At 70.4% G+C, this 26,943-nt stretch carries 17 protein-coding genes; 4 read left to right on the top strand and 13 right to left on the bottom strand.

All coding sequences use genetic code 11. The features are described 5' to 3' along the window. Positions 1–73 precede the first annotated feature (73 nt). Complete coding sequence (locus NQK81_RS25530; RefSeq protein ID WP_257483540.1) at positions 74–2,221, bottom strand: DUF6049 family protein; 2,148 nt, start codon at positions 2,219–2,221, stop codon at positions 74–76. Further along, on the bottom strand, positions 2,218–2,742 hold the full coding sequence (locus NQK81_RS25525; RefSeq protein WP_126734742.1) for an NUDIX hydrolase: 525 nt from the start codon (positions 2,740–2,742) through the stop codon (positions 2,218–2,220). Before NQK81_RS25525 ends, NQK81_RS25530 begins: the two co-directional genes overlap by 4 nt. 148 nt (positions 2,743–2,890) lie before the next feature. Between NQK81_RS25525 and NQK81_RS25520 the strand changes: the two genes are divergently transcribed. The 3 genes from NQK81_RS25520 (at position 2,891) to NQK81_RS25510 (ending at position 6,564) form a co-directional block, all read left to right on the top strand. Next, a complete protein-coding gene (locus tag NQK81_RS25520) occupies positions 2,891–4,309 on the top strand; it encodes a CCA tRNA nucleotidyltransferase (RefSeq protein WP_257489843.1) in 1,419 nt (472 codons plus the stop codon). Positions 4,310–4,388: 79 nt separating this feature from the next. Beyond that, positions 4,389–5,696 (top strand): sensor histidine kinase, encoded by a 1,308-nt coding sequence (locus NQK81_RS25515; RefSeq protein WP_257483539.1) that lies wholly within the window; start codon positions 4,389–4,391, stop codon positions 5,694–5,696. Positions 5,697–5,712: 16 nt separating this feature from the next. Next, positions 5,713–6,564: a class I SAM-dependent methyltransferase gene (locus NQK81_RS25510; RefSeq protein ID WP_257483538.1), complete on the top strand. Its 852-nt coding sequence runs from the start codon at positions 5,713–5,715 to the stop codon at positions 6,562–6,564. A 323-nt stretch (positions 6,565–6,887) separates the two neighbouring features. On the opposite strand, the gene NQK81_RS25505 is transcribed toward NQK81_RS25510, so the two are convergent. Genes NQK81_RS25505 through NQK81_RS25460 form a run of 10 tightly spaced genes read right to left on the bottom strand, consistent with a single transcriptional unit; the run spans position 6,888 to position 25,727 of the window. Next, positions 6,888–8,816 (bottom strand): TNT domain-containing protein, encoded by a 1,929-nt coding sequence (locus tag NQK81_RS25505; RefSeq protein WP_257483537.1) that lies wholly within the window; start codon positions 8,814–8,816, stop codon positions 6,888–6,890. Between the two features lie 40 nt (positions 8,817–8,856). Beyond that, a complete protein-coding gene (locus NQK81_RS25500) occupies positions 8,857–9,945 on the bottom strand; it encodes an ADP-ribosylglycohydrolase family protein (protein ID WP_257483536.1) in 1,089 nt (362 codons plus the stop codon). A 4-nt stretch (positions 9,946–9,949) separates the two neighbouring features. Then, positions 9,950–11,974, bottom strand: coding sequence for a YrhB domain-containing protein (locus tag NQK81_RS25495; protein ID WP_257483535.1), 2,025 nt, complete (start codon positions 11,972–11,974; stop codon positions 9,950–9,952). A gap of 17 nt (positions 11,975–11,991) precedes the next feature. Then, positions 11,992–14,238, bottom strand: a complete 2,247-nt coding sequence (locus NQK81_RS25490) for an ADP-ribosylglycohydrolase family protein (protein ID WP_126734736.1) — start codon at positions 14,236–14,238, stop codon at positions 11,992–11,994. Beyond that, a complete protein-coding gene (locus tag NQK81_RS25485) occupies positions 14,239–15,708 on the bottom strand; it encodes a TNT domain-containing protein (protein ID WP_257483534.1) in 1,470 nt (489 codons plus the stop codon). A gap of 5 nt (positions 15,709–15,713) precedes the next feature. Beyond that, positions 15,714–16,160 carry a hypothetical protein gene (locus NQK81_RS25480; protein WP_126734734.1) on the bottom strand — a complete coding sequence of 149 codons (447 nt, stop codon included), beginning with the start codon at positions 16,158–16,160 and terminating at the stop codon, positions 15,714–15,716. Then, on the bottom strand, positions 16,157–23,404 hold the full coding sequence (locus NQK81_RS25475; protein ID WP_257483533.1) for a WXG100-like domain-containing protein: 7,248 nt from the start codon (positions 23,402–23,404) through the stop codon (positions 16,157–16,159). Before NQK81_RS25475 ends, NQK81_RS25480 begins: the two co-directional genes overlap by 4 nt. Positions 23,405–23,414: 10 nt before the next feature. After that, on the bottom strand, positions 23,415–23,744 hold the full coding sequence (locus NQK81_RS25470; protein ID WP_126734733.1) for a WXG100 family type VII secretion target: 330 nt from the start codon (positions 23,742–23,744) through the stop codon (positions 23,415–23,417). After that, a complete protein-coding gene (locus tag NQK81_RS25465) occupies positions 23,744–24,364 on the bottom strand; it encodes a YbaB/EbfC family nucleoid-associated protein (RefSeq protein WP_257483532.1) in 621 nt (206 codons plus the stop codon). The genes NQK81_RS25470 and NQK81_RS25465 overlap by 1 nt, the downstream gene beginning before the upstream one ends. Positions 24,365–24,419: 55 nt before the next feature. Beyond that, complete coding sequence (locus NQK81_RS25460) at positions 24,420–25,727, bottom strand: MFS transporter (RefSeq protein WP_257483531.1); 1,308 nt, start codon at positions 25,725–25,727, stop codon at positions 24,420–24,422. A 209-nt stretch (positions 25,728–25,936) separates the two neighbouring features. On the opposite strand from NQK81_RS25460, the gene NQK81_RS25455 reads away from it, so the two are divergent. Next, entirely contained in the window at positions 25,937–26,518 is a 582-nt protein-coding gene (locus NQK81_RS25455) for a YqgE/AlgH family protein (protein ID WP_007032276.1), read from the top strand. Here NQK81_RS25455 and NQK81_RS25450 read toward each other — a convergent pair. Then, complete coding sequence (locus NQK81_RS25450) at positions 26,515–26,937, bottom strand: SdpI family protein (protein ID WP_126734731.1); 423 nt, start codon at positions 26,935–26,937, stop codon at positions 26,515–26,517. The two genes, NQK81_RS25455 and NQK81_RS25450, sit on opposite strands and share 4 nt — an antisense overlap. Between the last annotated feature and the right edge of the window lie 6 nt (positions 26,938–26,943).

Genomic DNA, 26,943 nt, shown 5'->3' with positions numbered 1-26,943 from the left:
ATCCTCGGTGCTCGGCTACGTGATGCCCGGCGGCATCGTTCGACCCAGGGTAATCGGCAACGGCCGGAAACACTTAAACCTGTGCGTCCTCGGTCACACGCGGGGCGGTTTCGTTCGCCCGATCGGCTCGCGAGTCCTTGATCCTCCGGTAGATCCGCCGGGACGACAGGAGCAGCAGCGCACCGGCCGCGGTGATGGTGATGATGATGGTGATCGCGCCGTATTCCGTGGACGTCAGCTCGAAGCGCGCGGCCGAACCGAGCGGGGTCCCGTCGGGCGTGGTCAGCGAGACGTCGACGCTGAACCGGCCCGCTCGCAGCGCCTCGACCGGGAGCAGCCGGTTACGGGCGCTGTTGGCCGGGACCATCTGCGCCTGCAACAGGGTGTCGTCGGTCGGGCGCAGGCCGACGTTGTTCTTCAGGGCGACCTTGACGGCGACGCCGACCGGCAGGTTGTTGGTGATGAACACCGGCAGTGGCGCCGCGCCGGAAGCCAGCGCGATCGTCTGCTTCGGCCGCTCGACGGTGACCTGGCTGCGGATCGCCTCCAGATCGCCGCGGGCGTTGCCGGTGACGGTCGCGGCGTCCGCGCCGCGCCACGACGTCGACGCTGCCCGGATGAGGGCGAGCCGCACCGGGGCGATCACGTCGGCCGGCATCACCCGTTTGGTGGCGTCCATCGTCATCGCGGACGACAGGCCCAGGGTCTCGTTGTCCAGCTGGGACATCTTCGCGGTGACGTCGCCGCTGGTCGCGGCAGTCAGATCCCGCGGGTCGTAGTTGACCGACGCCGTCCCGGACGGGCTTTCGCCGAGCAGCTCGGGCAACGGCGCCGACTTGAGGAGACCGGCGGTGTAGAAGTCGCCCATCCGCTCCAGGAACGTGGTGAGTTCGGTGCCGCTCGCGGCCCAGTGCCGCGGGGGCGCGATCAGCAGCCGCGAACGGCCCGGCCCCTCGTTCTGCCCGCCGAGCCCGGCACGGAAGGCGATGGCGCCGAGCCCGTTCTGGGTCGACTCCGAGCCGTTCAGCGCGGACGAGATCAGCGCGTCGATCGGCTGGGCGCGCAGGTCCGTCCCCTCGATCGACACCCCGCTCGAAAGCGGCGTACGGGACTGGAGCTTGCCGGAATCGGTCAGCACGGTCTTGACGCCGGCCTTGCCGATCGCTTCGAGGGTCTGCGAGTCGAGGGCGCCGCCGGGCCACAGGACGCCGTCCTGCGGCTGGATGCCGAGCAGGTTCTTGATCGTCCCCGCGCCGCCGAGCGCGGTGGTCATGAGCGCGGTGTCGGTGGCGTCACCGGCGCGGACCTTCGTCAGCGCGGTGAGGTCGGCGTCGGCGAACGGGAGGGTGACCACGCACCGGCCCGCGACCAGCGCCTTCAGCCTGCCGAGCCAGCTCTTCGCGGTCTCGACGCCCTTGCCGGGGGCGCCGCCGGCGATCTGGTAGCCGCGGGTCATCCCGTCGACGGTCGCGACCAGGTCGGGGTCGATGGCCAGGCACAACGACGACGAGACCTTCGTGTCGGCCTCGGCCGCGCGCGCCGCCTCGACCAGCGAGTCCAGCCGTCCACCGGCGGCCAGCTCGTCGGCCAGCCGTTCGTCCGCCAGGGTCAGCGGGCCGCCGAGCGGGGCGGAGACGACGTGCACGGCGCTGTTCGCGATCGGCCAGAGCAGGCTCGTGGAAGGCGCGGACGGCGGACGTGACCCGGGGGCCTTGCCTGGAACACCCAGCACCGGCATCAGCAGGGTGACCGCGGCCAGCCGTTCCGGACCGCCGAAATCCGGGGTGCCGTTGACGTTGACCAGCAGCGGGTACACGCCGGGCCTGGGGAACTGCAGCTTGGCGGACTGACCGAGCGGGACGGACAGGTTCAGCGCCGCGCTCTGTCCTGGCTCCAGTTGGTCCGGTTCGAGGTCGACGAACTCGGTCGCGGCGAGATCCTTGAACTTGTCGCCGGCGAGGACGTCACCGATCTGCTGCTCGGTCTGGAGCCGGGTGCCCAGCTGCAGCCGGACGCCCAGTTTGCTGATCCGCCGGTCGCCGATGTTGGTGACCCGGCCGGTGACGGCGAGCGAAGCGGAGGTCGAGGTGATCACGCGGGGGTTCAGCTGGTCGAGGTCCACGCGCAGCCGGGGCTGCTCCTGGGCCTGCGCGCCCGCGACGGGCAACACGGTGAAGACCAGGAACAGGATCGACAGGACAGTGGCGGCAAGCCGCTTCACTCAGGTGCTCCCTCGGCGGTGTGCTGTTGCTGCGCGAAGAGTTCTTTGGCCTTCCGGACCAGCTTGCGCTCGTCGGAGTAGGCGAGTTTGGTCTCCAGGTCGGCGAGCGGGACCCAGGCGACCTCGGTCACCTCGACATCCTCGTCCGAAAGTTCGCCGCCGGTGGATTCCAGGATGAAATGGTGCACCGTCTTGTGCACGCGCCGTCGCTCGGCCACGAACCAGTAGTCGATGGTGCCGAGGGGCTGCAGGACCTGCGCGGAGATGCCCGTCTCCTCTTTCACCTCGCGCACAGCCGTCTGCTCCACCGTTTCACCGTCCTCGATGTGGCCCTTCGGCAGCGACCACAGCAGTCTGCCGTGCCGGTCGAGCCGCCCGATCAGCGCGGCGTTCGCCCGTTCGGCGTCGACGACGAGTCCGCCGGCCGAGGTTTCGTCGACCGTGGTCAGCCGCCTTCCCCGCCTGCGCCTCCGCCGGCGGCCCGGCTTCGAAGCGCCGGAGCGCCCGGCTGATCCAGACATGCTGCGATGCTAGAGCAAACGGCGGTACAGGTACGCTGGCTCTCCGTGCCCATGGTGGGCCGGGCCGTAGTAAGTACATCCAAATCGTGGTGGGATTGTCGTGAACAAGGTGGTCGCCGGGCAGGCGATTGCGGGGAAGAGCACTGCGATGCAGAACGCCGTGACCGAGCTGATGCGCATCTCCCCGCTGGCGGACGAGCTCGCGAAGCTCTTCGCGAAGGCGGGGCACAGCCTGTACCTGGTCGGCGGCAGCGTCCGGGACATGATGCTCCGCCGGCTGTCGAACGACCTCGACTTCACCACCGACGCCCGTCCGGACCAGGTGCTCAAGATCGTCAGCGCCTGGGGCGACGCGGTGTGGGACGTCGGTATCGCGTTCGGCACCGTCGGCGTGACCAAACAGGGCATGACCCTCGAGATCACCACGTTCCGCGCCGACAGCTACGACCGCGTCGGCCGCAACCCCGAGGTCACCTTCGGCGACAGCATCGAGGGAGATCTGCTCCGCCGCGACTTCACGGTCAACGCGATGGCGATCGACCTCGCCAACAAGACCTTCGTCGACCCGCACGACGGGCTCCAGGCACTGCAGGACAAGGTGCTCGACACGCCCGCGACCCCGCAGGAGTCCTTCGCCGACGACCCGCTGCGCATGCTGCGGGCCGCGCGGTTCTCCGCGCAGCTCGGGTTCACCGCGGCTCCGCGCGTGGTCGACGCGATGTCGTCGATGGCCGAGGAGATCGACCGGATCACCGCCGAGCGCGTGCAGGCCGAGCTGTCGAAGCTGCTGCTGGCGGACGACCCCCGGCCCGGTATCGAGCTGCTCGTCGACACCCGCCTCGCCGACCGCGTACTGCCCGAAGTGCCCGGAATGCGGCTGGCGATCGACGAGCACCACCAGCACAAGGACGTCTACCAGCACTCGCTGACCGTGCTCGCGCAGGCGATCGACCTGGAGAAAACGCACGAGCCGACCTCCGAGCCGGATCTGATCCTGCGGCTCGCGGCGCTCCTGCACGACATCGGCAAGCCCGCGACGCGCGAGTTCCAGCCCGGGGGCGGTGTGAGCTTCCACCACCACGAGGTCGTCGGCGCGAAAATGGCACGCAAGCGTTTGCGCGCGCTGAAGTTCTCGAAGGAGATCGTCCAGGACGTCAGCCAGCTCGTGTTCCTCCACCTGCGGTTCCACGGCTACGGTAAGGGCGAGTGGACGGATTCGGCGGTGCGGCGCTACGTCACCGACGCCGGAGATCTGCTGCCCCGGCTGCACAAGCTGGTGCGCGCCGACTGCACCACGCGTAACCGCAAGAAGGCGGCCGCGCTGCAGGCGACCTACGACGACCTCGAGCGGAGGATCGAAGCCATCCAGGCGCAGGAGGACCTCGACCGGGTCCGCCCGGACCTCAACGGCGAGGAGATCATGCGGATCCTCGGCCTCCAGCCCGGGCCGGACGTCGGCAAGGCGTGGAAGCATCTGAAGGAACTGCGGCTCGACCGCGGTCCGCTGGAGCACGACGAGGCGGTGGCCGAACTGCGGAAATGGGCCGCCGAGAACGGCATAGGCTGAGATAAACCCCGTTGGTCTCTGGATCCACGTGGCGTAACCCGAGATACTCCTGCCGGTGCTCCGGGCAGGGGGAAGATCCATGGCGAAGCGGCCGCCCAGTTTTCTGGTGACGTTGCTGCGTCGGGGCGCGCCCGCGCTGGCGACGGCGACGAGCGAGCTGTCGGACGAGGTCGGCGACCCGACGCCGATGCGCGCGCTCCGGCGGATCCAGCACATGTCGGGTCCCATCGACACGGCCCATCGCGACAACCTGCTGCTCAGAGCCGCCCGCTACGTCGCCCTCGTCCCGCTGGTGTACCGGCTCTTCGCGGTGCCCGGCGCGTTCGGCGTGTACGTCTCCACTCACGGCATGATCGGGATCGGGCCGGTCGGGCTGGTGGCCCTCGGCTCGGCTGCGCTCTCGCTGTACGGCATCCGGTGGATGCTGCGTTCGGCACCGTTCCGCCCTCAGCACGCCGTCCGGCTGCTGGCGATCGACCTCGTGTTCACGCTGCTCGCGCCGCTCGCGGTCGGGGCGCTGGTGCCGGCTTCGGTGTTCACCGAGGCGATGGCGATCCCCGGCAAGCACCTGCTCGGCGAGGTCGCCCTGCTGGCGCTCGCGCTGGGCATGCCCGCCGCGGCGGCGCTCGCCGTCGGCAGCTTCCCGGTACGGATGCTCGCGTCCCTGCTCGGCACCGGCCAAGCCGCGCCCGGCGACGCCATGGCCACCTTCCCGTCGATCCTCGGCGTCCTCTTCACCGCCAGCGGGGCCCTGGTCCTGATCGGGCTCGGCACGCGGCTCGCCCTCGCGTACGGCATCCGCAACGGCCGCATCGCCGAACGAGCCCGCCAGCACCGGATGCTCCACGACTCCGTGCTGCAGACCCTCGAAGCGATCGCGCTGGCCAACAAGGGCGACCCGGCCACGCGCCTCGACGAGGTACAGCGGCTGGCGCGGGCGCAGTCGCTGGAGCTGCGGCGGACGATCGAGACCGAGGCTTCGGAACGGTCGGAGGCGGGTTCGCGGCCGCTGGGCGAGAAGCTCGCGTCGCTGGCGGCGGAGATGGCGCGGGACGGGTTACGCGCCCAGCTGGTGATCGCCGAACTCGACGACGACACGCTTTCGGAGGTCCGGCAGATCGCCATCCGCGACGCCGTCCGCGAGTCCCTGCGCAACACCCTCAAACACGCCGGGACGGACAAGGTCGTCGTCCGGGTCGAGGAGCAGGAAGGCGGCGTCGCGGTGATCACCCGCGATCACGGCGCCGGGTTCAGCCTCGACTCCCGGCCCGCCGGTTTCGGGATCAGCGAGTCCATCACCGCCCGGCTGAATGAGGTCGGCGGGACCGCGAGGGTGGAGTCGGCTCCGGGCAATGGCACCAGAGTCACCCTTTGGGTGCCTTTCTGACGGTAAACAGGAGAACATGAAGAAATCGGACCTCCTGGCCGAAGCGCTCACCGCGTACCGAGACGGTGACCGGGCCACGGCAGCGGACCTCGCCGAGCGTGCCGGATCCACGCTCGGCATCGAACTGCACCGGTACCTGACCGAGGGCGGCGGCGGTGACGTGTACGACCAGCCCGCCGCGTTCACGGCGTTCATCCGCGGTGGCGGGAACGTCAAGCTCTACCGGCAGCTCAGCGCCATGCTCGCCCGGCGCTACGGCAGTGTCGGTTCGCTGCTCGACCTCGGCTGCGGCGACGGGCTCGCCGTCGTCCCCGCCCTCGAACAGGCGGACCGGCAGCCGGGCCGGATCGACCTGGTCGAGCCGTCGAGCGCATTGCTCGCGGAAACGCGGAAACATCTCGCCGGCACACACGGCCTGCACACCTGGGGCGCCACCGCGCAGGAGTTCCTCGCCCGCGACGACGACCGGCAGTGGCAGCTGACGCAGTCGACCTTCGCGCTCCAGTCGATCCCGACCGGCGAGCGCACCGAGGTCCTGCGGGCGCTCCGGCCGCGTACGTCGTGTCTGGTGCTCGCCGAATTCGACGTGCCCGAATACGACGAGGGCTCCCCCGAGTACCTGCTTTCGCTGGTCACCCGCTACGAACGCGGGATCGCGGAGTACGGCAAGGAGGCGTCGCTGGTGGCGCAGGGATTCCTGCTGCCGATTCTGCTCGGCCTGGTCAAACCCGGCGCGGACCGCACGAACTGGGAGCAGCCCGCCACCGATTGGGCTTCGCAGCTGAAGGAAGCGGGCTTCACCGGCATCCGGATCGAGCCGCTCGCGGACTACTGGTGGTCGCCCGCGGTGCTGATCACGGCTTCCTGAGCCGGATCACGCCGGATCTCGCGAGTTACGCCCTCAATCACGCGAGTTACGCCTCCAGTCACGTGAGTTCCGGCTTCAGTCACGTGCGTCTCAGGTACCCACCGCGGTGCGTGGACGGCGGTCACGCGTGATCAGACGGACGGCTCGCGTGACGGGATGGACGACACGCGTGATCAGACGGACGGCTCGCCCTGGAACCCCGGATCACACGTGATTGAAGGCGACACACGCGTGATTGAAGGCGTAACTCGCGTGATCAGAGCCGGATCACCTTCAAGCACGCGAGTTACGCCTCCGGACACGCATGTTCCGCCTCGGCGCACCTACTGGACGCGGGAAAGCGCACCGGTTTCGAGGTGCTGGGCGAGCGGCCGGGGCAGCACGTAGGCCACGGCCCCGCCCGGCGTCCCGTTCCACGGCGCGGTGATGCCGGTGACCACGCGCAGCGGCCGCACGACGCGGTAGAGCCGGCGTTCCCGCTCGCGGTCCGCGGCCAGCGACGTCTCGATGAACCGCGCCGATTCGGCGTGCACGAGGTTGCCGGTCTCGTTGCCGAACCGCTGCACCGTGGTGCCCGACGGCAGGACGACGATCCGCTTGCGGCGGAAGAAGTTCAGCGGCGGCTCGCCGCGCAGCGGCAGGATCGGCCAGTCGGCCGGGTTGTCGGACTCCTCGTTCGCGCCCACCGCACCTCGCGCTGGGTACAGCAGCAGGGTGCCGAGGAAGAAGCGCGCCGCCTCTTCGAGTTTCGCGAACACCACCGGCTCGTCCGTCGGCGGACGCGAGACCTCCCAGCCGCTCTCGGTGCGGCGCAGGGTCCACAGCCCCGGCTCCGGTACCGCGTTCGCGCCGATCCGATACGACGTCGGCGCCACCCCGTGCTCGGCCAGCCGCTGGTACAGGACGTCCAGCACCTCGACGGCCCGGATGTCGCGGGTGGGTTCGCCGTCGCGTTCGACGCGGGTGCGGGCACTTTCGTCCGGCAGGTCCGCGGCGGTCTGCGGCGGCCGCGGCTTGCCGACGATCTCCGCCTCCGCGGTCGCCCGCACCAGCTCGCCGATCAGCGGTGGCCGGAATCCGGCGGCCCGGATGTGCTCGATCAGCTCCGGCTCCGGCGGCACCCCGTACTTGCGCAGGTAGTGCGGGACCGCCGCGGGCCAGATCCACACGCCGTCGGTGTGGAAGGCGTTCGGCACGTCCGGCGGGCCGTTCGGGGTGAAGATGTCGGGCTGCGGACCCGGCCGGGTGAGCGCCACCGGCGAGCGGAAGAGGTAGTCGAGGACGCCGCGCATCATCTCCGGCGGCACCGGCGGCCGGTTGACGACCGGGCGTTCGCCCTCGTTGTGCGCGTCGACGACCTTCGCGTGCCGGAACACGACGTCCAGCGGCAGTCCCGCCTTGGCCGAAAGCCAGGCCGGGACGTGTTTGGTGTCGCGCGGGAAGATCGCGAGCTCGGTCGCGTACGCGCGCGGCGACGGCTTCCCGCCCTCGTTCGGCGCGAGCCGCCATGTCGGTTCCTGCTCGGCGTCGAAGTCGAAGTCGAAATGCGATTCCGAGTCGAGCGTGAAGGTGCCCTGGAACCAGGTGCCGGTCTCGGGCTGGTGCATCGCCGCACGCAGCCGCGCGAACAGCGAACCGAGCTCCGGCGGGGCCGCGATCGACACCGACACCGGGCCGTTGCCCTCGTCGCCGACCGAGCGGACCTCGAGTTCGGAGTAGTCGCCGACCTGCCGGAACTGGGCGCCGACGCGCTGCCAGCCCGGCGGCAGCACCCGCAGCAGGGTCCGGCCGATGGCCCGCAGCAGCGCGCCCTGGTCGCCGGTGCCGATCGCCGGACGGGCGTCCGGTGTCTCGACGAAGTCGTGCCTGGTCTGCCACAACGCCGTCAGCCGCGACGGCGAGACGGTGGTCGAGAAATCCGTCAGGCCCAGTTCGGCCGCGCGGGCCGCGTCCTCGCCCGCCCAGCGCAAGGTCAGGTCGCCGCCGCCGGTGTTCGGCGCGATCTGGAAGTGCTCGTCGTCGAACCGGCCGTACGACTGGAGGCTGAAGGTCGCGCCGACCTCGCCGTTCAGCACGACCCGGGCCGGGCGGCCGTTCCAGTCGCGATCGAAACCCTCGGGCGCCGCTTCCCCCGGCGGCGCGATGAGCAGCAGCGTGCCGTCTTCGGTCGACCGCTGGGCCGCGAAGACGGTGTCCCCCCAGACGGCGTACAGGCCATCCGGCCGCTCCGCCGCTTGAACCCGGTAACGCACTATGTGTCCCCTCCCCGAATACCCCAAACCGGAGGTAAATCTAGTGGGCCGGATAGCGGGCGTACCACCGGTCGTCACCCGGTGCGTTCCCGCCGAACTCCGCGAGCGCGTCGTCCGCCAGCCGTCCGATCACCTCGGCCAGTTCCAGCTTCTCGAGCCAGTCCGTCCGCAAGGCCTGCTCGCCGTACATCGCGCCGACGAGATTCCCGCAGACCGACCCCGTCGAGTCGCTGTCGCCGCTGTGGTTCACCGACGCGAGCAGCGCGGTGTTCGCGTCCGTGGTGGCCAGGGCGACGTAGACCGACATGGAGAGCGCGGTTTCGCCGATGTTCCCCTGCCCGAGCGATTCGAGCTTCTCCGGCGTCGGGGCGCATTGTCCGGCCAGCGCGAGCGCCTGGTCCAGCGCGACGCTCTGCTCTTCGTGCCCCTGGTACTTCTCCAGCTCGGCGCGAGCGGTCGCGACGGCGTCGAGCAGCGGTTTCCCGACCAGCAGCTCGCGCACGATCACCGCGAAAGCACCCGACGAGAGATACCCACTCGGGTGACCGTGCGTCAGGGCCGCGCTCTCGGCGCCGAGGCGGAACACCTCGGCCAGGTCGTCCGACCACAACGCGACCGGCGCGGCGCGCATGATCCCGCCGCAGCCCTTCGAGTTGTTGACCGGCTTGGCCATGCCGGCGCGTACTCCGGTCTTTCCGTACGCCTCCAGCTCGCTGAAGCAGGTGAGGCCGGGCGCGCGGCGGCTGAACAGCTCACGGTTCGTGATCAGCCAGCCGTCCGGCTCCGCGCTCGTGTCCTTCGGACCGCGGGCGCGCTCCCACGAGACGCCCTGGGTGTGCAACCAGCGCTGGTAGGCCAGCTGCAAGGACTGCTCGACCGGTTCGGTGCCATGGTGGGCCCTGATCAGGCCTTCCAGGGTGAACAGCGTCATCTGGGTGTCGTCGGTGATCCGGCCGACGCCGCCGTACGCGGGGATGAGGTCGGTGATCCCGGCTGGTCCGGCGATCTCCCGGATACGGTCGATCGAGTCGAACTCGGTCTTCGCGCCGAGCGCGTCGCCGATCGCGCCGGCGAACAGGCTGCCGCGCAGCCGCGACCTGGTCGCCGGGTCTTGAAGCCACTCGCGCATTTCTCTACTGATCTCCTCGTGGATACCGGTTCGCTTCCCAGCGTCGCCGCTCTTCGGGCTCGCGGGGCAGGCCGAAGCGGTTGAAGTAGTAATACGCGTCGCCCGCCATGGCGTCGACGACGCCGAGATCGGCGAACGCGGCGAGCCAGGACTCCGGCAGTCCGGGAACGGTGAGCCTGGCGCCCACCATCGCCCCGGTCAGCGCCGCGGTCACGGTGCCGCCGCGGGCGGCCAGCGCCAGCGCCGCTTCGGCGTCGTAACCCCGTTTCGCGGCGGCGAACAGCGCCCGGCCGAGCACCGAAAGCGGCGTCCGGCCGTCGCCGATGCTGTCGAACTGCTCGACGTCGTCGCCGTCAGTGCCGTCAACGTCATTCCGGAGGTCGAGCACGGTCTTGACCAGCTCACCGACCTCGCCGCTGTACTCGTCGAAGCCTTCGAGGAAGTTCGCGACCGCCGGTTCGCCGTTCTGGGCGGCGAGCTGGGCGCGGAAGACGTTCACCAGCAGTTCCGCGCCGTGGACGACCTCGTGACCCGCGGCGGATCCGACCAGCTCGCGGACGACCTTCATCGCGTAGAACGTGCTGTCGGCGGGACCCTGCACGCCGCCGGTCACCGTCGCGGCGAGCGCGGTCGCCAGCATGGCCGAGAACTCCGCGGGGGCCGGTCCGGCGCCCGCGGTGGCCTTGGCGACCCAGCCGTCCGGCCGTCCGCCCGCGGGCAGCGACGCCGGGATCTCGGGCTTGTCCGGGGTCGGGTCCAGGCCGCGGATCACCGATTCGGTGTGGAACAGCAGCTGCCGGGTCAGCCCGCCGAGCGGCAGGCCTTCGGCGGGATCAGCGCCCGAGCCCAGGGCGTCTCCGAGCGCGAAGCCGACGTACGCGCCGAGGATCCGCGGGTACGCGAAGCTGCCGACGGGGAGCGTCGGGTCGTAGAACTTCCCGAAGGTCCAGGCGCTCGGGCGCGGTTCGCCGTTGTCGTAGAAGTGCGTCACGAGGCCGTTGGCGAACAGATCCTCGGGCAGTTCCGGCAGCGGGCGGCCGTCGTACTTCGCCCGGGAGCGCTCGAACGACAGCGTCGAGGCGCGGACGAAACGGGTGAGCTCGTCGCTGCTCAGCGGGTAGCCGTTGTCCCTGGCCTGGTCGACGAGGCTCCGCAGGTTCGCGACGGCGGGCCCGTCGTACTCACCGCTGAAGTACGCGGGACGCTCGACGGACTCGGGGCGTTCGGTGCCCGACGGAAGGCCGAGATCGGCGACCTGCCGCAGCGTCTCCGGATAGACGTTGAAGGTCTCCGGACGCCCGGGGTTGACCAGCAGGCCGACCCCGGGATTGTCCTTGGCCCGGCGAAGGAGCACGCGGGGCTGCACCCGCTGCCACGCCGTGTACTCCGACGGCACCTGCGCTTCGGAGGTGTAGACGACGAACCGCGCGCCCGCGTCACCGAAGTCGCGGGCCTGCAGGTGGCCGTCCTTGATCGGGGCGAGGACGTCGAGGTCGAGCATCCAGTGGACGAACTCCTCCGGCGTGATCCACTCGACGCGCAGGTAGCCGAGCAGCGTCTCGACCGGGCTTTCCGGTGCCGGGCGGCCGGAGAACCGCGGCCCCGGCCGGTGGTCGGGGTTCGCGCGGACCGCGCCGGTCGGCTCGCCGTACAGCGTGTGCTGCTCCCAGCGCAGGATCGCCGCCTTCGGCACGGGCAGGCCGGGCACCGCGTCCGGGTCGAACTCGGGGTCGACGATCTCCGCCCACCGGGTGAAGGCGTCGGTGTCTTCGCCTGCCGCCGAAACGGCCATCAGCTCCAGGTCGAGGCGGATCTCGCCGCCGTCGTCCGGGACGAAGGCGACCGGGCTGGGGAACAGGCCGGCGCCGGGATCGGTCCCGTCGAGCCAGCCGACGGTGTTGTACGTGACGTTCCAGCCGTCGGTCGCGCGCACGACGTAGTCGCGGCGCACCCGCAGCGCGCCGGTGCCCTCCCCGCCTCGGCCCGCCAGCCACTCCTCGACGCGGCTGACGGCTTCCTCTTCGTTCATCGTCCCCATTCCCGATTTCACCAGCGCGGATACCGCTGGGCCCAGCCGTCGACCTCGTGCAGCGCCGAGTGGCGGTCGAAATGCCAGAACGCGTCCGTGGCGATGTTCTCCACCAGGTAGCGCAGTTCCAGCTGCTCGACCCACTTCTGCGGCAGCCCTGGGATGCCGGTGCGGGCGCCGAGCAGGGCGCCGGCGATGGCACCGGTGATCGCGCTGCGGCCGGAGTGGTTGACCGCCCGCAGCAGCGCCTGCTCCGGGTAGTTCTCGAAACCGGACAGCGCTGCGAACGCGCGGCCCAGCACCGAAAGCGTGCCCTTGCCGTCCCCGATCAGCTCCGGGACCCGCAGATCGGGCAGGCCGTGCTTGCCGAAGAACGGCACCGATTCCGCGACCATCGCCTTGAGATCCGCCCAGACCGGCCCCCGCTGGTGCGGGTTCTGGTCGCTGAAGATCTCCCGGGAGGTGTTCCAGACCGGGTAGCTGAACGCCTCCGCGGTCAGCGCGGGCTCGAACAGCCACGTCAGGTAGGTGGCCGCTTCGACGTCGACCTCACCCGGATGGGTCACCGCGACGAGGTCGCGCACCGCCTGGCGGACGCCGCCGCTCATCGCGGTCCCGGGCCCGGCCGCGGTCATCGCCGCGGGCAGCGCCGCGACCAGCGCGTCCGGTCCGCTCATCGGCATCGCGGTCGGCGAGATGGTCGCCAGCGCGTGATAGGCGTTCAGTTCGGCGTCGTCGGGGGTGCGGCGGACGCGGAGCTCCGGCACCTTCACGAGCCAGCCGTCGGCGTTGTCCAGCGGCGCGCCCTGGGTGTGCAGCCAGCGCATCAGCGAGTTGCGCGCGACCGTCCCGAGCGCCTTTTCGGCGTCGCGGTTCTCCGGCTGCTCGCGATGCGGGCTGCGGATCACGGCCTCGGTGTAGAACAGCAGCCGCTGGGTGAGCGGCCCGATCCGGCCGGGCAGATCGAACGCGACCGGCAGATCGGTGACGCCGTCCGGGCCGTAGGTGCTGTGGATCTCGTCGAGCCGCATCCGGTCGACGGCCGCGCCGAGCGCCTCGCCGAGCGCGAAGCCGACGTACGCGCCCGTGACACGCTGCCAGCCGTAACGCGAGCTGGAGCGGTCTCGCTCGAAGTACTTGCCGAAGGTGTCCAGGCGCGGCTGGATCTGGCCTTCGTTGTCGTAGCCCGGCGCCAGCCCGTTGGCCCGCAGGTCGTTCGGACGGCTACGGGGTGGTTCCGGCTGCCGGAGCCGCGCCAGCCAAGACTGTCCGAGGACGGTCTTCTGGCATTCCTCGGCGCTCAGCTCGAACCCGCGCCGGCGGGCCCGTTCGGCGGCGGCCAGCGGCGGCTTGACCGGCTCGGACAGACCCATCTTCGCGGCGGTGTCGACGGCGAGCGCCTCCAGCTCCGGGTCGGCCTCCGGGCAGCGCTCGTTGACGTCGACGCCGGGACCCCGGCGCGGGAACCGGAGCGCGGTCTCGGCGAGTTCGGCGCCGCTGACGTCCTCGAACGTCGCTGGACCGCCGTTGATCACCAGGTTCGGCGGGCTCTCGTAACCCGCGAGGGTGGCGATGTCGACCTTCCAGTACCCGTGCTCACGGGACGGGAGGTTCCTGGTCGAGCTGAACACCCGCAGCTCGGCGCGTTCCTCGTTGAAGTAGAACCGTTCCGTCTTGCCCGACGCCAGGTCGAGCGGGACGTAGACCTCGCAGCGCAGCAGCCCGATGAGCAGCTGTTCCCTGGTCAGCCAGCCGACGCTGGCGAACGACAGCAACGTTTCGAGCTTGTTCTCCGGCTTGGGGTAGCCGCGGCGGATCGGACCGGCCTTGTACTCCGGGTTCTCCCGTTCCTCCCCGGTCTGCACGCCTTCCGCGTTGACCTTGACCCAGCCCGCGACGACCGGCGGCGGGACACCGAGGTCACCGAGCCCGGCCTTGGCGTACTCCGGGTCGACGACCTCGCGCCACGCCTCCTGTCCGGGGAACGCGACCGGGACGCTGAGGCCGCCGGGCTGCGGATGCGCCTGGCGCAGCTCGCCGTCCGGTTCGCGGACGATCACCGACGGCGGCGGGAAGATCTCCTTCTCGGCATGACCCTCGTCGAGGAAGGCGATCGTGTTGTAGGGGACCGACCAGCCCTCGGGGATGCGCAGGACCTTCTCGTGGTCGACGCGCAGGCCGGCGCCGCCCGGTTCGGACACGTCCGGACCGTGGACCGCGCGCAGCCACTCTTCGACCTTGGCTACCGCTTCCGCCGATTCCACCTACTCGATCCTCTCCAGGCTGCCGTCGGACACGTGCTCGGCGATGGTCCTCGGGAGCACGTAGGCCACCGCCCCGCCGGGCATGTTCGCCCAGGGGACGGTGACACCGATGATCACGTGGAGCGGGCGGCGCAGCCGGTAGGTCCCACCGACGCGCTCCCGTTCCAGCGGCAGGGACGTCGTGGCGAACCGTACCCCTCCGTGATGAACCAGATTGCCGGTCTCCTCGCCGAACCGCAGTACGACCGTACCGGCGACCATCCGGCTCACGCGCTTGTTGCGGAGCAAGGTGAGGGGAGGCTCACCCGGCGCCGCTTGCACCGGCCAGTCGGCGAGTTCCTTCGCCGTCTCCAGTGGTGTCTCGTGTCCGGCGGTCATCCTCGCCGGATGCAGGAGGAGCGCGCCGAGAAGCTGATGCGACGCGTCTTCGAGCTTGTCGAAGTACTTCGGCGACACCGGGGCGCCGTCCGAATAGGCCGCGACCTCCCAGCCCTTCTCGGTGAAATTGAGGCACCAGGCGCCGTCCGCGCGGTCGCCGATGCGGTACGCCTCCGGCCAGACGGCGTGCTCGCCGAGCCTGCTCACCAGCACGACCAGGAGTTCTTCGTCGGTCAGCACCGGATTCGGCGACGTCTCCAGCTCCGCGGCGATGTCGCCCTCGGTCTTCTTGACGTCGGAGCGGCCCGGCTTCGGCCGCGGTTTGCCGAGCAGGTCCGCTTCCGCGGTCCGCCGCACGAGGTGCTCGACGTACGGCGGCTGGAACCGCTGGCCGCGGATGTGCGCGACCAGGTCCGGCTCCGGCGGGATCCCGTATTTCCGCAGGTAGTGCGGCACGGACGCGTGCCAGATCCAGGTGCCGTCGGTGTGGTAGCTCTCCGGGACGTCGCCGTCGGCCCCGGGATCGAAGATGTCCTTCCCGAGCCCGCTGCCGGAGAGGATGGCCGGTTCACGCTCCAGGTACTGCGCGATCAGCGGAGCTTCGGACTCGTCGAGCTCCGGTCTGTCCACCACGGGCGGCTCGCCCTCGGTGTACGCGTCGACGATCCGGGCGTGCCGGAACTCGACGCGCAACGGCAGCTGCGCGCGCAGGCGCCACCAGTCGGGGACGTGCTCGTCGTCGCGCGGGAACGCGGCCAGCTCGTCCGGGTACGCCGAAGCCCCCGGAGGCCGGGTCCACGACGGTTCGTCGTCGAGGGTGAAGTCGAAGTCGAAGGTGCCGTCGGGTTTCAGCGTGAACCGCGACTGGAGCCAGGTCCCCCGGCCGATCGCGTACATGCCGGTGCGCAGCCTGCCGAAGAGTTCGGTCAGCTCGGGCGCGGGCGTGCAGTTGTGGCCCTCTAGTTCGGTGTGGTCCCCGGCCTGCCGGAAATCGGCGACGGCCGGATGCGCCGCGTCGGCGGCACCCGAGCGGATGAGCTTGCCGATCTCGACCAGCAGCCCGCGTTGCTGTTCCGGAGTGAGTTGTTCCACGTGAATCATCGCGCCCGGTTCGGGAAACGTGGTTCCGCCCGGAAGGTCGGCGGCTCCCCGGCGGCGCGGCGGGCCAGCTCGTCCTCCCACATCTTGAAGGTGCGTTTGCGCAGCGACCGGATCAGCGCCGATTCCTGCGGTTCCACGCGGCGGTTCTCCCGCTTCGCCTGCGCGTACAAGCCGTCGATGGTCTCGTAGAGCGCGAAGATCGGCCCGCCGCCCTTGAGCTCGTACGCCCGGGCGCGCTCGGTCTCCTGGACGAACTTCTCTTCGGACACCTTGCTGATATCCGAACTCGCCATCGCCCACATGACCTCACGCACGTGCTCCGGCTTTTCGTCGAACTCGCCGGTGCTCAGGTTGAGGAGGAAACCCGTCAGGCCCCCGTCGGGGGTCGGCTCGACGCGGTAGGTCTTCCCGAAGTACGTGTAGAAGGACGGCGTCTGGCTCACGTGTTCTCCTCAGGAGGCAGGCCCTTGCGGAGACCGGCCATGAACTTCTCCCGGACCCGGTCCATCAACGCGGCTTCCAGCAGGGCCTGTTCCGGGGACAACCTCTTCTTGTTGTTCTCGTCCAGTGTCCGGTTGTACGTCGGGAAGTCGCGGCGGACCTCGTACAAGGCGTGCTCGTAGGCCGACACGGTGTCGATGTGCTTCAGGTGCAGCCGCAGTTCGGCGACGTGCCCGTTCGGCAGCCGGACGTTCATCTGCAGATCGCGGTACCCGCTGTCCTGCGGATTCGCGAAGCGGTCGTCGAAGCTGACGATCTCCAGGTCCGGATCGTCCATCACCGCGTTCAGCGCGTTGTAGACGTCGGCCAGCGTGTCGAACTGGATCTTCACGCCGACCAGGTCGGTCAGTTTCGACGCGTCGCCGTCGTAGCCCGCGATCTTCGCCTTGGCGCGGTCGTCGTCCTTCGGACCGGGCCTGCCCGACGCGTCACCGTTGTTCTCGTCCGCGATCCGTTCCGCGATCCGGTTGAGGTCGCCCTGGTTCTGGGGCCACGCCTGCCGCTCGGCGTCCAGGAACTCCTGGATCTTCGCGTCGTCGCCCTTGTCCGCGCGATCGAAGCCGGCGTGGTACTGATCGCCGGGCTCCACGTCGGCGGCGATGTCCGCCGCCGCGTTCGCGAGGTCCCGCTGCTCCTGCGTCAGCGGAGTGTCGCCGGGACCGTCCTCACGGACGTCGTCGATCATCTGGTAGCCGCGTTCCTCGACGTCGCGCAGGGCGTCTTCGAGGATCGGGATGGCTTCCGGGTGCAGCAGCAGGCTGCCGATGGTCATCGGGTTGTTCAGCAGCGAAGCCCGCAGGTACGCGTTGTCCGGGTGCTCCATCAGCCGGACGAGTTCCGGATGCGCGGGCAGATGCTCGCGGATGAAGTCCCGCATGGGACCGACGTCGTGCTTGACCCCGTTCTCGTCCTCGTGGACGGCCCGCTTCTTGTCCGGGTCCAGCCCGTCCACCGCGGCCGCGACCTCGGGATCGTTCAGGAACCGCTCGCCATCGGCCCGGTCACCCTGGGCCGGCTCGTCGTGAGCCATGCCGTAACCCGCGTCTTGCGGCGGCGTCACGATCGGACGGCCGTCCGGCCCGATCCGCGACGGCTGCACGTCGGGTGTGTCTTCCATGGCGTAAGCGATCCGCGGGTCGACGTGCTGCGCGGCCGGGCCCTCCGGGACACCGACGTGCATCAGCTTCACGCCCAGCGGCGGATGCGGCAGGTTCATCAGCGCGCCGGACTGCGGGTCGATGAACGCGACGCCGTCCCGCGTGTTCGCCACCATCGCGACGTGCCCGCGCTCGACCCCGTTCTCGTCGAGGTACTTCACCGCGACCACCGCGTGGTGATCGGTCGGCATCCCCCGCATCTCGCGGATGACGGTGTCGTAGTCGGCGCGGTCGGAGAACTGCCCGCCGAACCGCCCCTCGACGTGCTCCAGCGTGCCGCGGCTGTCCATCTCGTGCACGAGCAGCGGGTCGGCGGTCGAGTCGATGCCGTTCAGCCGGTCCATGTACGCGCCCGGTGTGCGGGTGCAGTTGGAGCGGTAGCCGTTCGCCAGCGCGTCGGGGTCGTTGAAATGCGGGTTGACCTCGCCGAGCCGCGGATGGCGGTCGGCGATGTACGCGGCCTGCTGCGCGGGGCTCGCCGAACCGGCGTGGATCGCCGGTTCGCTCGGCGGGTTCGTCGCGACCGCCATCGACGAGTAGTCCCGCTCGGGCGTGGGCAGCTCGATCGTGTCGTCGGTGACGGGCTGCTCGCCGTACTCGGGTCCCTTTTCGACGTCCGCGACGCCGTGGTCCGCCGGGTTCTCCGTCGTGACGTGCGGAGTCTGCGGCTCGTCGAAGCCGCCGAGGCGCGCCATCGACTGCGCCTGGGCCAGACGCGCGAGTTCCGGCGCCTCCGCGGCGTGCCGGGCCCGCCGCTCGTCCATCTTCTGCTTGGCGGTCTCGGGGTCGAGGTAGCGCGGGTCGCCGGGAGTGACCTCTTCGGCGTGGATGACCCACTTCGGCCGGTCGACCAGCGGCGGAGTCTTGAACTCCTTGCTGTGCACGTAAAGCTGGGTGGCCGGCTTGTTGATGGCCTCGTTCTCGCGCGGGTTCTCGGCGAGCGACGAGACGTCCTTGCCCGTCTTCGAGACGATGTGGATCTCGACGTCTTCGCCGAACTTCGACTTCGTGTCCGGCGAGGTCTTGATGGTCGAGCTGGTCATCGTCGGCTCGGGGACGGTCTGGCCGGGTTCGTAGTGCGCCGCCATGATCGCCGCGGCCCGCATGTCGCCCTTGGTGTCGATGCCGCGGATGGCTTCGCCGCGGAAGTCCGGCAGCTCGTTGAGCGCGCCGACGATCGCCCGGGTGCTGCGCTGGGCGTTCTCGAAGTCGGGGTGCGCTTCACCCTTGCGGTTGGCTTCGTTGATCGCGTAGGCGTGTTCGCGCGAGTACGAGTAGATCGCTTCGGCGGCCTCGGGCGAGACGCGGTCCTTCAGCGGGCTGGCTTCGAGCCGCTTGAGCGCCTTCTCGCGAGCCTGCTCGGCGAGTTCGGCGCTGTCGTAGCGGTCCCGGAGGCTCTTGTGATCCTCGGGCGTGCCACGGAATCCGTCGTCGGAGAGGTAGCTCTCGTCGATTCGCGCGGGGGTTTCCTCCGGGCCCTTGAGCCGGTCGGCGATGTCGAGTTCGGTCTTGGGCGCCTCCTGGACCGGCGTTTCGGTCTCGGGGGCCCTGTCGACGTGCGGAGCGTCGCCGCCGCCCATCGGCATCGCCTTGATCGACGTCGGATCGTCGGGCAGCGTCGCGAGCCGCCCGGTCATCGGGTCGGCGAAGACCACGCCGTGCGGCGTGTTCACCGCGGCGACGATCCGGGTCTCGATCCGGTCCTTGGACCGCGGCGAGCCTTCCGGCGCGTTCGGATCGCCGGCGGCGTGATGCTCGAACGCCACCGCGGTCCGCGCGCCGACCGGACGTTCGCCCAGCTCACGGGCGATGTCGGCGAAACCGTTGCGGTCGGACCACTGCCCGCCGAGCCGGTCGCTGACGTGCTGCAGCGGTGAACCGCCCGCCGACGGCGAGGCGACCGAGTCGCCGCCGTTCATCCGGTCTTCGAACGCGACCAGCGCCTCGGCCGAGTTCGTCTGGTAGCCGTCCTTCCACGATTCGGGCGCGTAGTAGTTGCGGGTGTTGGCCTCGCCGATCGCGGGGACCTCGTCCATGAGCAGCCGGACCTGCTGGTGCGGCGTCTCGGTCGAACCGGCGTGGATGACCGGCGTCCCGCCCTCTTCGAGCGGCTTCGCCAGCTCGGACCAGCCACCGTCAGGAACGTGTTCCCTCGGCGGCTTGGGAAGCTCCCGGACCGGGGCGTCGGTGACGTCGACCCAGCCGCCCTTGCCGTCGGCCACCTTGGTTTCGAGCCCCGCGAGGCCCTGGCCCTGGAACAGCTCCGGGTGATCGCGGCGGAGCTGGGCCTCCTGGTCGGCGGCTTCCTGCGCCAGGCGCTCCTGCACGGCGTTGTTGTAGTCGCGCCGCTCGGCGACCTTCTGGTGGACCTCGTCCGGGCTCAGGTGGCCGTCGTCACCGGCGACGACCTCTTCGCATTCGACGATCCACTTCGGCAGGTCGTTGGGCGACCCGTCGGCGAGGCGCTTCTGGTAGTCCGGGTGGTCGGGATGACCCGGGCCCATCTTGACGTCGGTGACGCGCAGCTGCGTCGCCGACTTCATCAGCACCTCGCGTTCTTCCTTCTTCGAAGCGAGGTCTTCGATATGGCGTCCGGTCTTCGACTGGATGCGCATCTCGACTTCGCCGGGGAAGGTGCTGCGCGGATGCTCCGGCGTGACCCGCGACGTGCTCAGCATCTGCGGGTCGACTATGACCTGGCCCTTGGCGTGCGCTTCGAGGAAGGCCCGGATCGCGCTCTTGTTGCCGCCGAAGTTCACCCGCCGCGAGACGAGCCCTTCGTAGGCGGGCATCTCGTTGAGGCCGGAGGTGATCGCCTCGATATGCGGGCGCAGCGCCTCCAGCTCCGCGCCACCGTGACGCTGGGCGTGCGTGATCCGCTCGGCCATGTCGGTGCGCGTGTAGCTGTGCACCGCGTAGGCGCCCTGATCCGACATCTCCCTGACGCGCGGATCTTCGTGGGCGTCGCGTTTGGCGAGACCTTCGCGGCGGACCTGTTCGCTCCGCGCTTCCCCGGTGTCCTTGTCGAAACCGCGCTTGTCGATCTGCGTCTCGGCGAGCGCGCGGTAGGCGGCGGGATCGTCCGTGTGGAAGTCCGGATCCGTCAGGTACGGCTCGTCGACCGTGGTCCGGTCGTCGGGCGGGACGTCCTGGGGCGCCTCGGCGTCCTTGGGGGTCTCGGTGTCTTTCGGAGCTTCGGTGTCCTTCGGAGCCTCCGTGTCCTTCGGAGCTTCGACGTCCTTGGGAGCCGCGACGTCCTTCGGAGCCTCGGTGTCCTTCGGGACCCCGGTGTCCTTCGGGGCATCGACGTCCTTCGGGAGCTCGGTGTCCTTGGGCAGGTTGCTCTGGCCGCGGTCCTGAGGTGCCTGCTGCGGCGCGTGCTCCACCGGCCGCACCGGCGGCTGCTGCTGCGGCGGACGCTGCGGTTGCTGAGGGCCCGCGTTCGGGTCGTGGCCAGGACGCGGTGCCGGCACCTGCGGCGGACGCTGCGGACCACCGAACCGCGGCGGCTCGGCACCAGGCGGCATCGGCCTGCCGGGCTGTCCCGGATGCCCCGGCTGTCCGGGGTGGTGACCGGGTGGCGGCGGCATGGGGCCGCGGTTGCCCGGGAACGGACCGTTGCCCGGGTGCTGGGGCCGCGGCGGAGGCGGCGGAGGCGGCGGATAGCCGGCCGGACCGCGGTTGCCCGGAGGCGGACCGGGCGGAGGCGTCTGCGGACGCGGCGGGACCCCGCCGTTCGGGCCCGGACCAGGTCCAGGCCTGCCCTGATAGCCCTGAGGCGGCCTCGGCGGACCCTGCGGTCCTGGCGGCTGCGGCGGTTGCTGAGGACGCTGACGCGGCCCGCGGTCCTGCGGATACCCACCCTGACCGGGGTGCTGCTGCGGCGGGCGAGGGCCCATCGGACCGGGCTGACCCTGCGGTCCTCGCGGTGGCATGGGGCCACCACCACCGGGAGGCGGCGGAGGCGGCGGCGCGAAACCACCCGGAGGTGGCGGCTGCATCGGCTGCTGGCCCTGGAAGGGCATCGGGGCAGGCGGCTGGTCGAACCGCGGCTGCTGAGGCCCGCCGTTGCCCGCGAAACCCGCGGCCTGGACGCTGTCGTTCGGGCGGACCGGGCGAGACGGATCATGCCCGGGAGGCGGGAAACCGCCGCCGGGGGTGGGCCCGTTGCCGCCGGGTGCCATGCCGTAGCCACCCGACGGAGCGGGCGAGCCCGAACCCGGGTTCGACGCCATGCCGTACCCGCCCGAACTCGACGGCGCACCCGTGGAAGCGGCGGGCGGCATCGCGCTGGACTGCGAAGGACTCGGCGACGGGCCCGGTGCCGGACCGGGCGCGGGGCCCTGTGACGGGCTCGGCGCTGGGCCCGAAGCGGGCGCCGGACCACCCGTCGGTGTCTGGGCAGGGCTCGCCGCCGGTGTCTGGGCCGGTGCCTGCTGCTGACCGGCAGCGGCTTGCTGCTGCTGACCGGAACCGTTGTCGGCGGCGGCCGCCGGAGCGTTCTGGTGGGTCTGCGCCGCACGCTGACCGTCACCGGTGTTCGCCGGGGTGTCGGCCGGACGTTCCGGGGCCTGCGTCGAGGACTGGCTGATCCGGTCGCTGTCCGCCGCCCGCTGCGGGCCGCTTTCGGAGCGCGGCTGCGGGTCGGCGGAGCCGTCCGAACCGCGGCTCGAAGCCGCCTGACCGTCCGAAGTGGACCGTGGCGCCGGATCCGGCGAAGAGTCCGACCGCGAAGAGGAACCGGAATCCGAAGAAGAACGCGGTTCCGATGAAGTGCCCGAATCCGAAGAAGAACGCGAGTCCGAGGAGGAACGCGAGTCCGAAGCAGAGCCCGAGCCCGACGAAGAGCCCGAGCCCGACGAAGACTGCGAATCCGCGGAGGAACGCGAGTCCGAAGAAGAAGAGTCCGAGCCCGACGAAGAACGCGAGTCGGAAGAAGAGCCCGAGTCCGAGGACGACCGCGAGTCCGAAGAAGAGCCGGAATCCGAAGACCCCGGAGTACGCGAAGGCGTCCCCGCATCCCCGGTATCCACATCCGGCGTGGGAGGACCCGAGTCGCCGGGCGTGTTCGCGGCCTTGATGTCGCCGATCTGGTTCTTCGCCCCGTCGACACCGCCGCCGACGGCCCCGCCGGACGCGCCCATCAGCACGTCCTTGGCCGAAAGCTTGTCCAGGTCACCGGTGACGGCGGCCTGCCCGACCGTGCTGGCGACCCCTTCCGCCGCGCCGCGCACCGCACCCCGCGCCGCGCTGTCGACGATCTGGCCGCCGACGCTGTCGGAAAGTCCCTTGGTGGCGCCCTTGCCGATACTGCTGCTGCCCGCGCCGACCACGCCATCGACGGCGCCGCTGATCGCGGAATCCTTGGTCTTGCTGAAATCCCAGCTCTCGCGGTCGCCCTTGGCCATCTGGAGACCCTGGATACCCGCGTCCATGGCGAGGTTCATCGCCGTGTTCTGCAGGACCTCCTTGCCGATCTTCTTCAGGCCCTCCTTGAGAAGTTTCTCCAGGAGTTCCTTCGCGACCTTCTTGAAGCCTTCCTGCGCGAGCTTCTGCATCAGCTGCCGGAAGATCATCTGGACGGTCATCCGGGTGGCGATCTGCGCCGGCGCGATCCCGGCGGTCGACCCGCCGAACGTCACCGCCGCGGCCGCGATCATCGCGACGATCTGCGCGGCGAGGATCACCAGCGAGATGATGATCATGTACTTCGTGTACTCGACGTCCAGCGCGGTCGCGTTGCACGAGTCGCCGAGTGCCTTCGAGGAATCGGCCAGCGACTTGAAGTACGCCTCGTCGCCCTCGACGAACTTCTTCCACGCCTCGGCGAACTTCTCCGCACCCTCGCCGCTCCAGCCGCCGAGGACCTCGGTGGCGCCCTTGGTCGCGGTGTCGGCGATCGGCTGGATCGCCTTCGACGCGTTGTGCCAGGCGTCGCGCAGTTCGCGGAGCTTGTCTTCGTCGCCTTCGGGCCAGCTTTCCCCGACGACGATCGGCAACAGCCACTTGACCGCGTCGGGCATCTCCATACCCACGGCGCTAGACCTTCTTGTCCAACGTCGACTTGATCTCTTCCTCGGCGTTCGTGTACGCGGTCATCGACCGCTCGACGTTGTGCTGCATGCCCCGCAGCGCCTCGACGACGTTCGCGAACCCTTCGGACGAGCCCTGCGCGCCGGGCTCGTAGTCCTTCGCGAACTCCTTGCCCGCGTCGTCGTTGCCCCAGCACTGGCCGAGCGAGTTCATCGCGGCCAGCAGTTCCTTGCCCGCTTCGTCCAGCTGGTCGGCCGCGATCCCCAGTTTCGCCGCGGCCGTCTTCACCGCTTCCGGATCCGCGGTGAACCCGGCGCCACCCCCACCGTTCGGCATCAGACTCCCCTGGTCAGCCAGCTCGAGGGCGGCTCTTCCTCATCGTCGTCCTGCTGACGCACCCGTTTCGGCACCGGTTTCGGTGCCGGCGGAGCGGGAGGTGCGGGCGGCGGAGGAGGCGGCGGGGCGTCGTCCTTGATCATCAGCGGGGCGTCGAAGTCTTCGTCGGACTTCGCGGGTGCGGCCGTCTCCTCCTCTTCCGCGAGGAAGTCCGGGATCACCGGCATCAGCCCTTGCAGTGAAGGCGCGCCTTCGATGAGGTCCGACAGGTCCGGCAACCCCTCGGTGATCGGGGCCATCAGCTCGGCGACCTGCTGCTTGACCTGCAGCGATCCCTGACGGACCAGGGTCAGCACGGTGTTGGCCAGCTGCGCGGGATTGGTGCGCTCGAAGGCGTTCGGCTGGATTTCGAGTTTGGCGAGGGTGCCGGTCGCGTCGATGGTGGCGCGGACGAGGCCGTCCTGCGAGACCACCGTCGCCGACGTCTGCGAAGCGGCTTCCTGCGCGTCCCGGAGCTGGGCCGTCTGCCGCTCGAACTGTTCGAGCAGCGTGTCGACCTGGTCCTTCATGGCGGCATTGCGCGCTTCGAGGCGTGCGCTGTCGTCGCCGGCCGTCGTCACTTGAGCCCCCGAGAGTGCTTGATCCCGGGCATACGCCACCCGGTGTCGGTAAGCGTCACCCTAATGCCAACGGGGGAGCCTTATCAGCCGTTCTCCTTTTTCGCACCGCGAGCAGGTACCCGGCGGCGCCCACCAGGTACAGGACGGCCGCCGTGACCAGGAGTCCCGGCGAACGGCCGTCGGCCGGGATCACCGTCGCGGCCAGGGAGACCGCGGCGACCTGGGTGATGTTGAACAGCGTGTCGTAGAGCGCGAAGACCCGCCCGCGCGTTTCGTCGGCGACGTCGAGCTGGACCGAGGAGTCGACGCAGAGTTTGAGCACCTGCCCGGCGCCGGTCACCAGGAACGCCGCGAGCAACGCGGCCGGGACCACCATCGGCAGGCCGAGCGCGAGCTGCGCGACCGCCGCCAGCACCAGCGCGCCCACCACGACGCGGACCCTGCCGAACAGCTTGATCAGCCAGGCGGTCAGCAGCCCGGCGACCAGGATCCCCGCCCCGGCGAACGCCGCCATCTGGCCGAGCCCCGCCATCCCGGCGCGGAAGATGCCCGCGTCGGTGAAGTGGTTGCGCATCAGCAGCACGGTCACCAGCAGCGAGATGCCGTACGACGCGCGATGGGCGAACAGCGCGACGAACCCGGCCGTCACGCTGGGCGTCCGCCAAGCCGCCGTCGCGCCGTCGGCCAGGCCACGGGCGACGGCGAGTGCCGGGTTCGACGGCTCGTCGACCGTCGACGGCCCGAGCAGCCCGCGCGCGAACCCGGAGGCCAGGACGGCGGCGCCGATCCCGCCCAGCGCGGCGACGGCGGTGACCCACGCGGAACCGGCGTCGTCGGCGCCGGTCAGCGCCCGGAGGCCGATCGCGCAGCCGCCACCGACCACGGCGAGCACCGAACCCCAGGTCGCGGCGAAGGCGTTCGCGGCGACCACGGACTTCTCCTCGACGACGTGCGGAAGCGACGCGGACAGCCCCGAGCCGATGAACCGCGAGATGCCTTCGGACGCCAGAGCCAGGGAGAACAACCCGATCCCGGCCGCTCCCGTGCCGACGGCGACGGCCGTCGCGAGGATGGTGAAGGACCGCAGAAGGCTCGCGAAGATCAGGACCTTCCGCCGGTCCCAGCGGTCGAGCAGCGCGCCCGCGAACGGCCCGACGATCGAATACGGCAGCAGCAACGCCGCGAACCCGCCCGCCATGGCGAGCGCGTCGGCGGCGCGTTCGGGGTTGAAGAGCACGGCTCCGGCCAGCCCGGCCTGGTACATGCCGTTGCCCCAGTGCGCGGAGAACCGCGTGAACAGCAGCCGGCGGAAGTCACGGTCGCGGACGAACGCCCTGGTGGGCGCCGTGGCGGTGGTCGTCACGGGAGGAGCCTATTAAAGGTGGCCGATGCGCTTTGAGGTCGCCTCTCGGCGGCTATGCGCAGTGTGGCTCCAGCCGGACGGTATTCCACAAAGGCGGTTCTTCAGTGAGCCCGGGGGACACGGAAAGCGCACCGACCGTTGTGTCCAACGGTGCTCGTGATGCTGTTGTTCCCAGAGCCGGACGATTTGTCTCCGCTCGAAGTGGGATCATGGCGGACGTGCCAGCGGACGCCGAGGTCGAACCGGGAACGCTCCTGGTCGCCGCCCCCACGATGTTCGATCCCAACTTCAGGCGGACCGTCGTGTTCGTCATCGATCACCGGGACGAGGGAACGCTCGGCGTCGTGCTCAACCGGCCGAGTGACGTCCCGGTGTACGACGTGCTCCCCAACTGGGGCGGGCACGTCGCCGAACCGCAGTCGGTGTTCGTCGGCGGTCCGGTCGAGAAGAAGACCGCGTTGTGCCTGGCCGCGCTGCGGACCGGCGAGACGGCGTCGAGCGTGCCCGGCGTGATCGCCGTCCGCGGCCCGGTCGCGCTGGTCGACCTCGACACCGATCCCGAGATCCTGGTGCCGAAGGTCCGCGGCGTGCGGGTCTTCGCCGGCTACGCGGGCTGGGACTCCGGCCAGCTGGCGAACGAGATCGAACGCGACGACTGGGTGATCGTCCCGGCGCTGCCGAGCGACGTCCTCGCTTCGCCGCACCATGACCTCTGGGGTCAGGTGCTGCGTCGTCAGGGCATCCCGCTGGCGCTGCTGGCCACCCATCCGGGAGACCTCCAGCGCAATTAGGCGGTGGCGGTGTCGGCCTTCTTGAAGACGCCGCAGGTGCCGCAGGCGCAGCCGCTGCAGCCGGCGGGCCGCTCCGGCTCGGGCTCCGGCACCGTCGCGGCGGCGCGGTTGCCGAGCACTCCCCCGGCCGCGACCAGCGCGATCATCCCGATCACGCCCACGAACGAGGCGAGCAGCAGCCCGAACGTCGTCGGCATGACCAGCGCGGCGATCCCCGCGAGCACGGCGATCACGCCGCCCGCCAGCGTCGGGACCCCGGCGACCTTGTTGCCGAGCCGGAAGGCGTCCTCACTGCGCATCGTGGCGGCGGTGCGCACGCCGGCGCCGCGGTCACGCGGCAGCTTCTCGCGCAGGCCGAGGAACCCACCCCAGCCGACGAGGACACCCAGCACGATCGGGACCAGCGCTATGACGAACACTCCACG

It is taken from the genome of Amycolatopsis roodepoortensis, assembly GCF_024628825.1.
GTDB lineage: Bacteria > Actinomycetota > Actinomycetes > Mycobacteriales > Pseudonocardiaceae > Amycolatopsis > Amycolatopsis roodepoortensis.
This window is presented reverse-complemented; position numbering and strand designations above follow the sequence as displayed.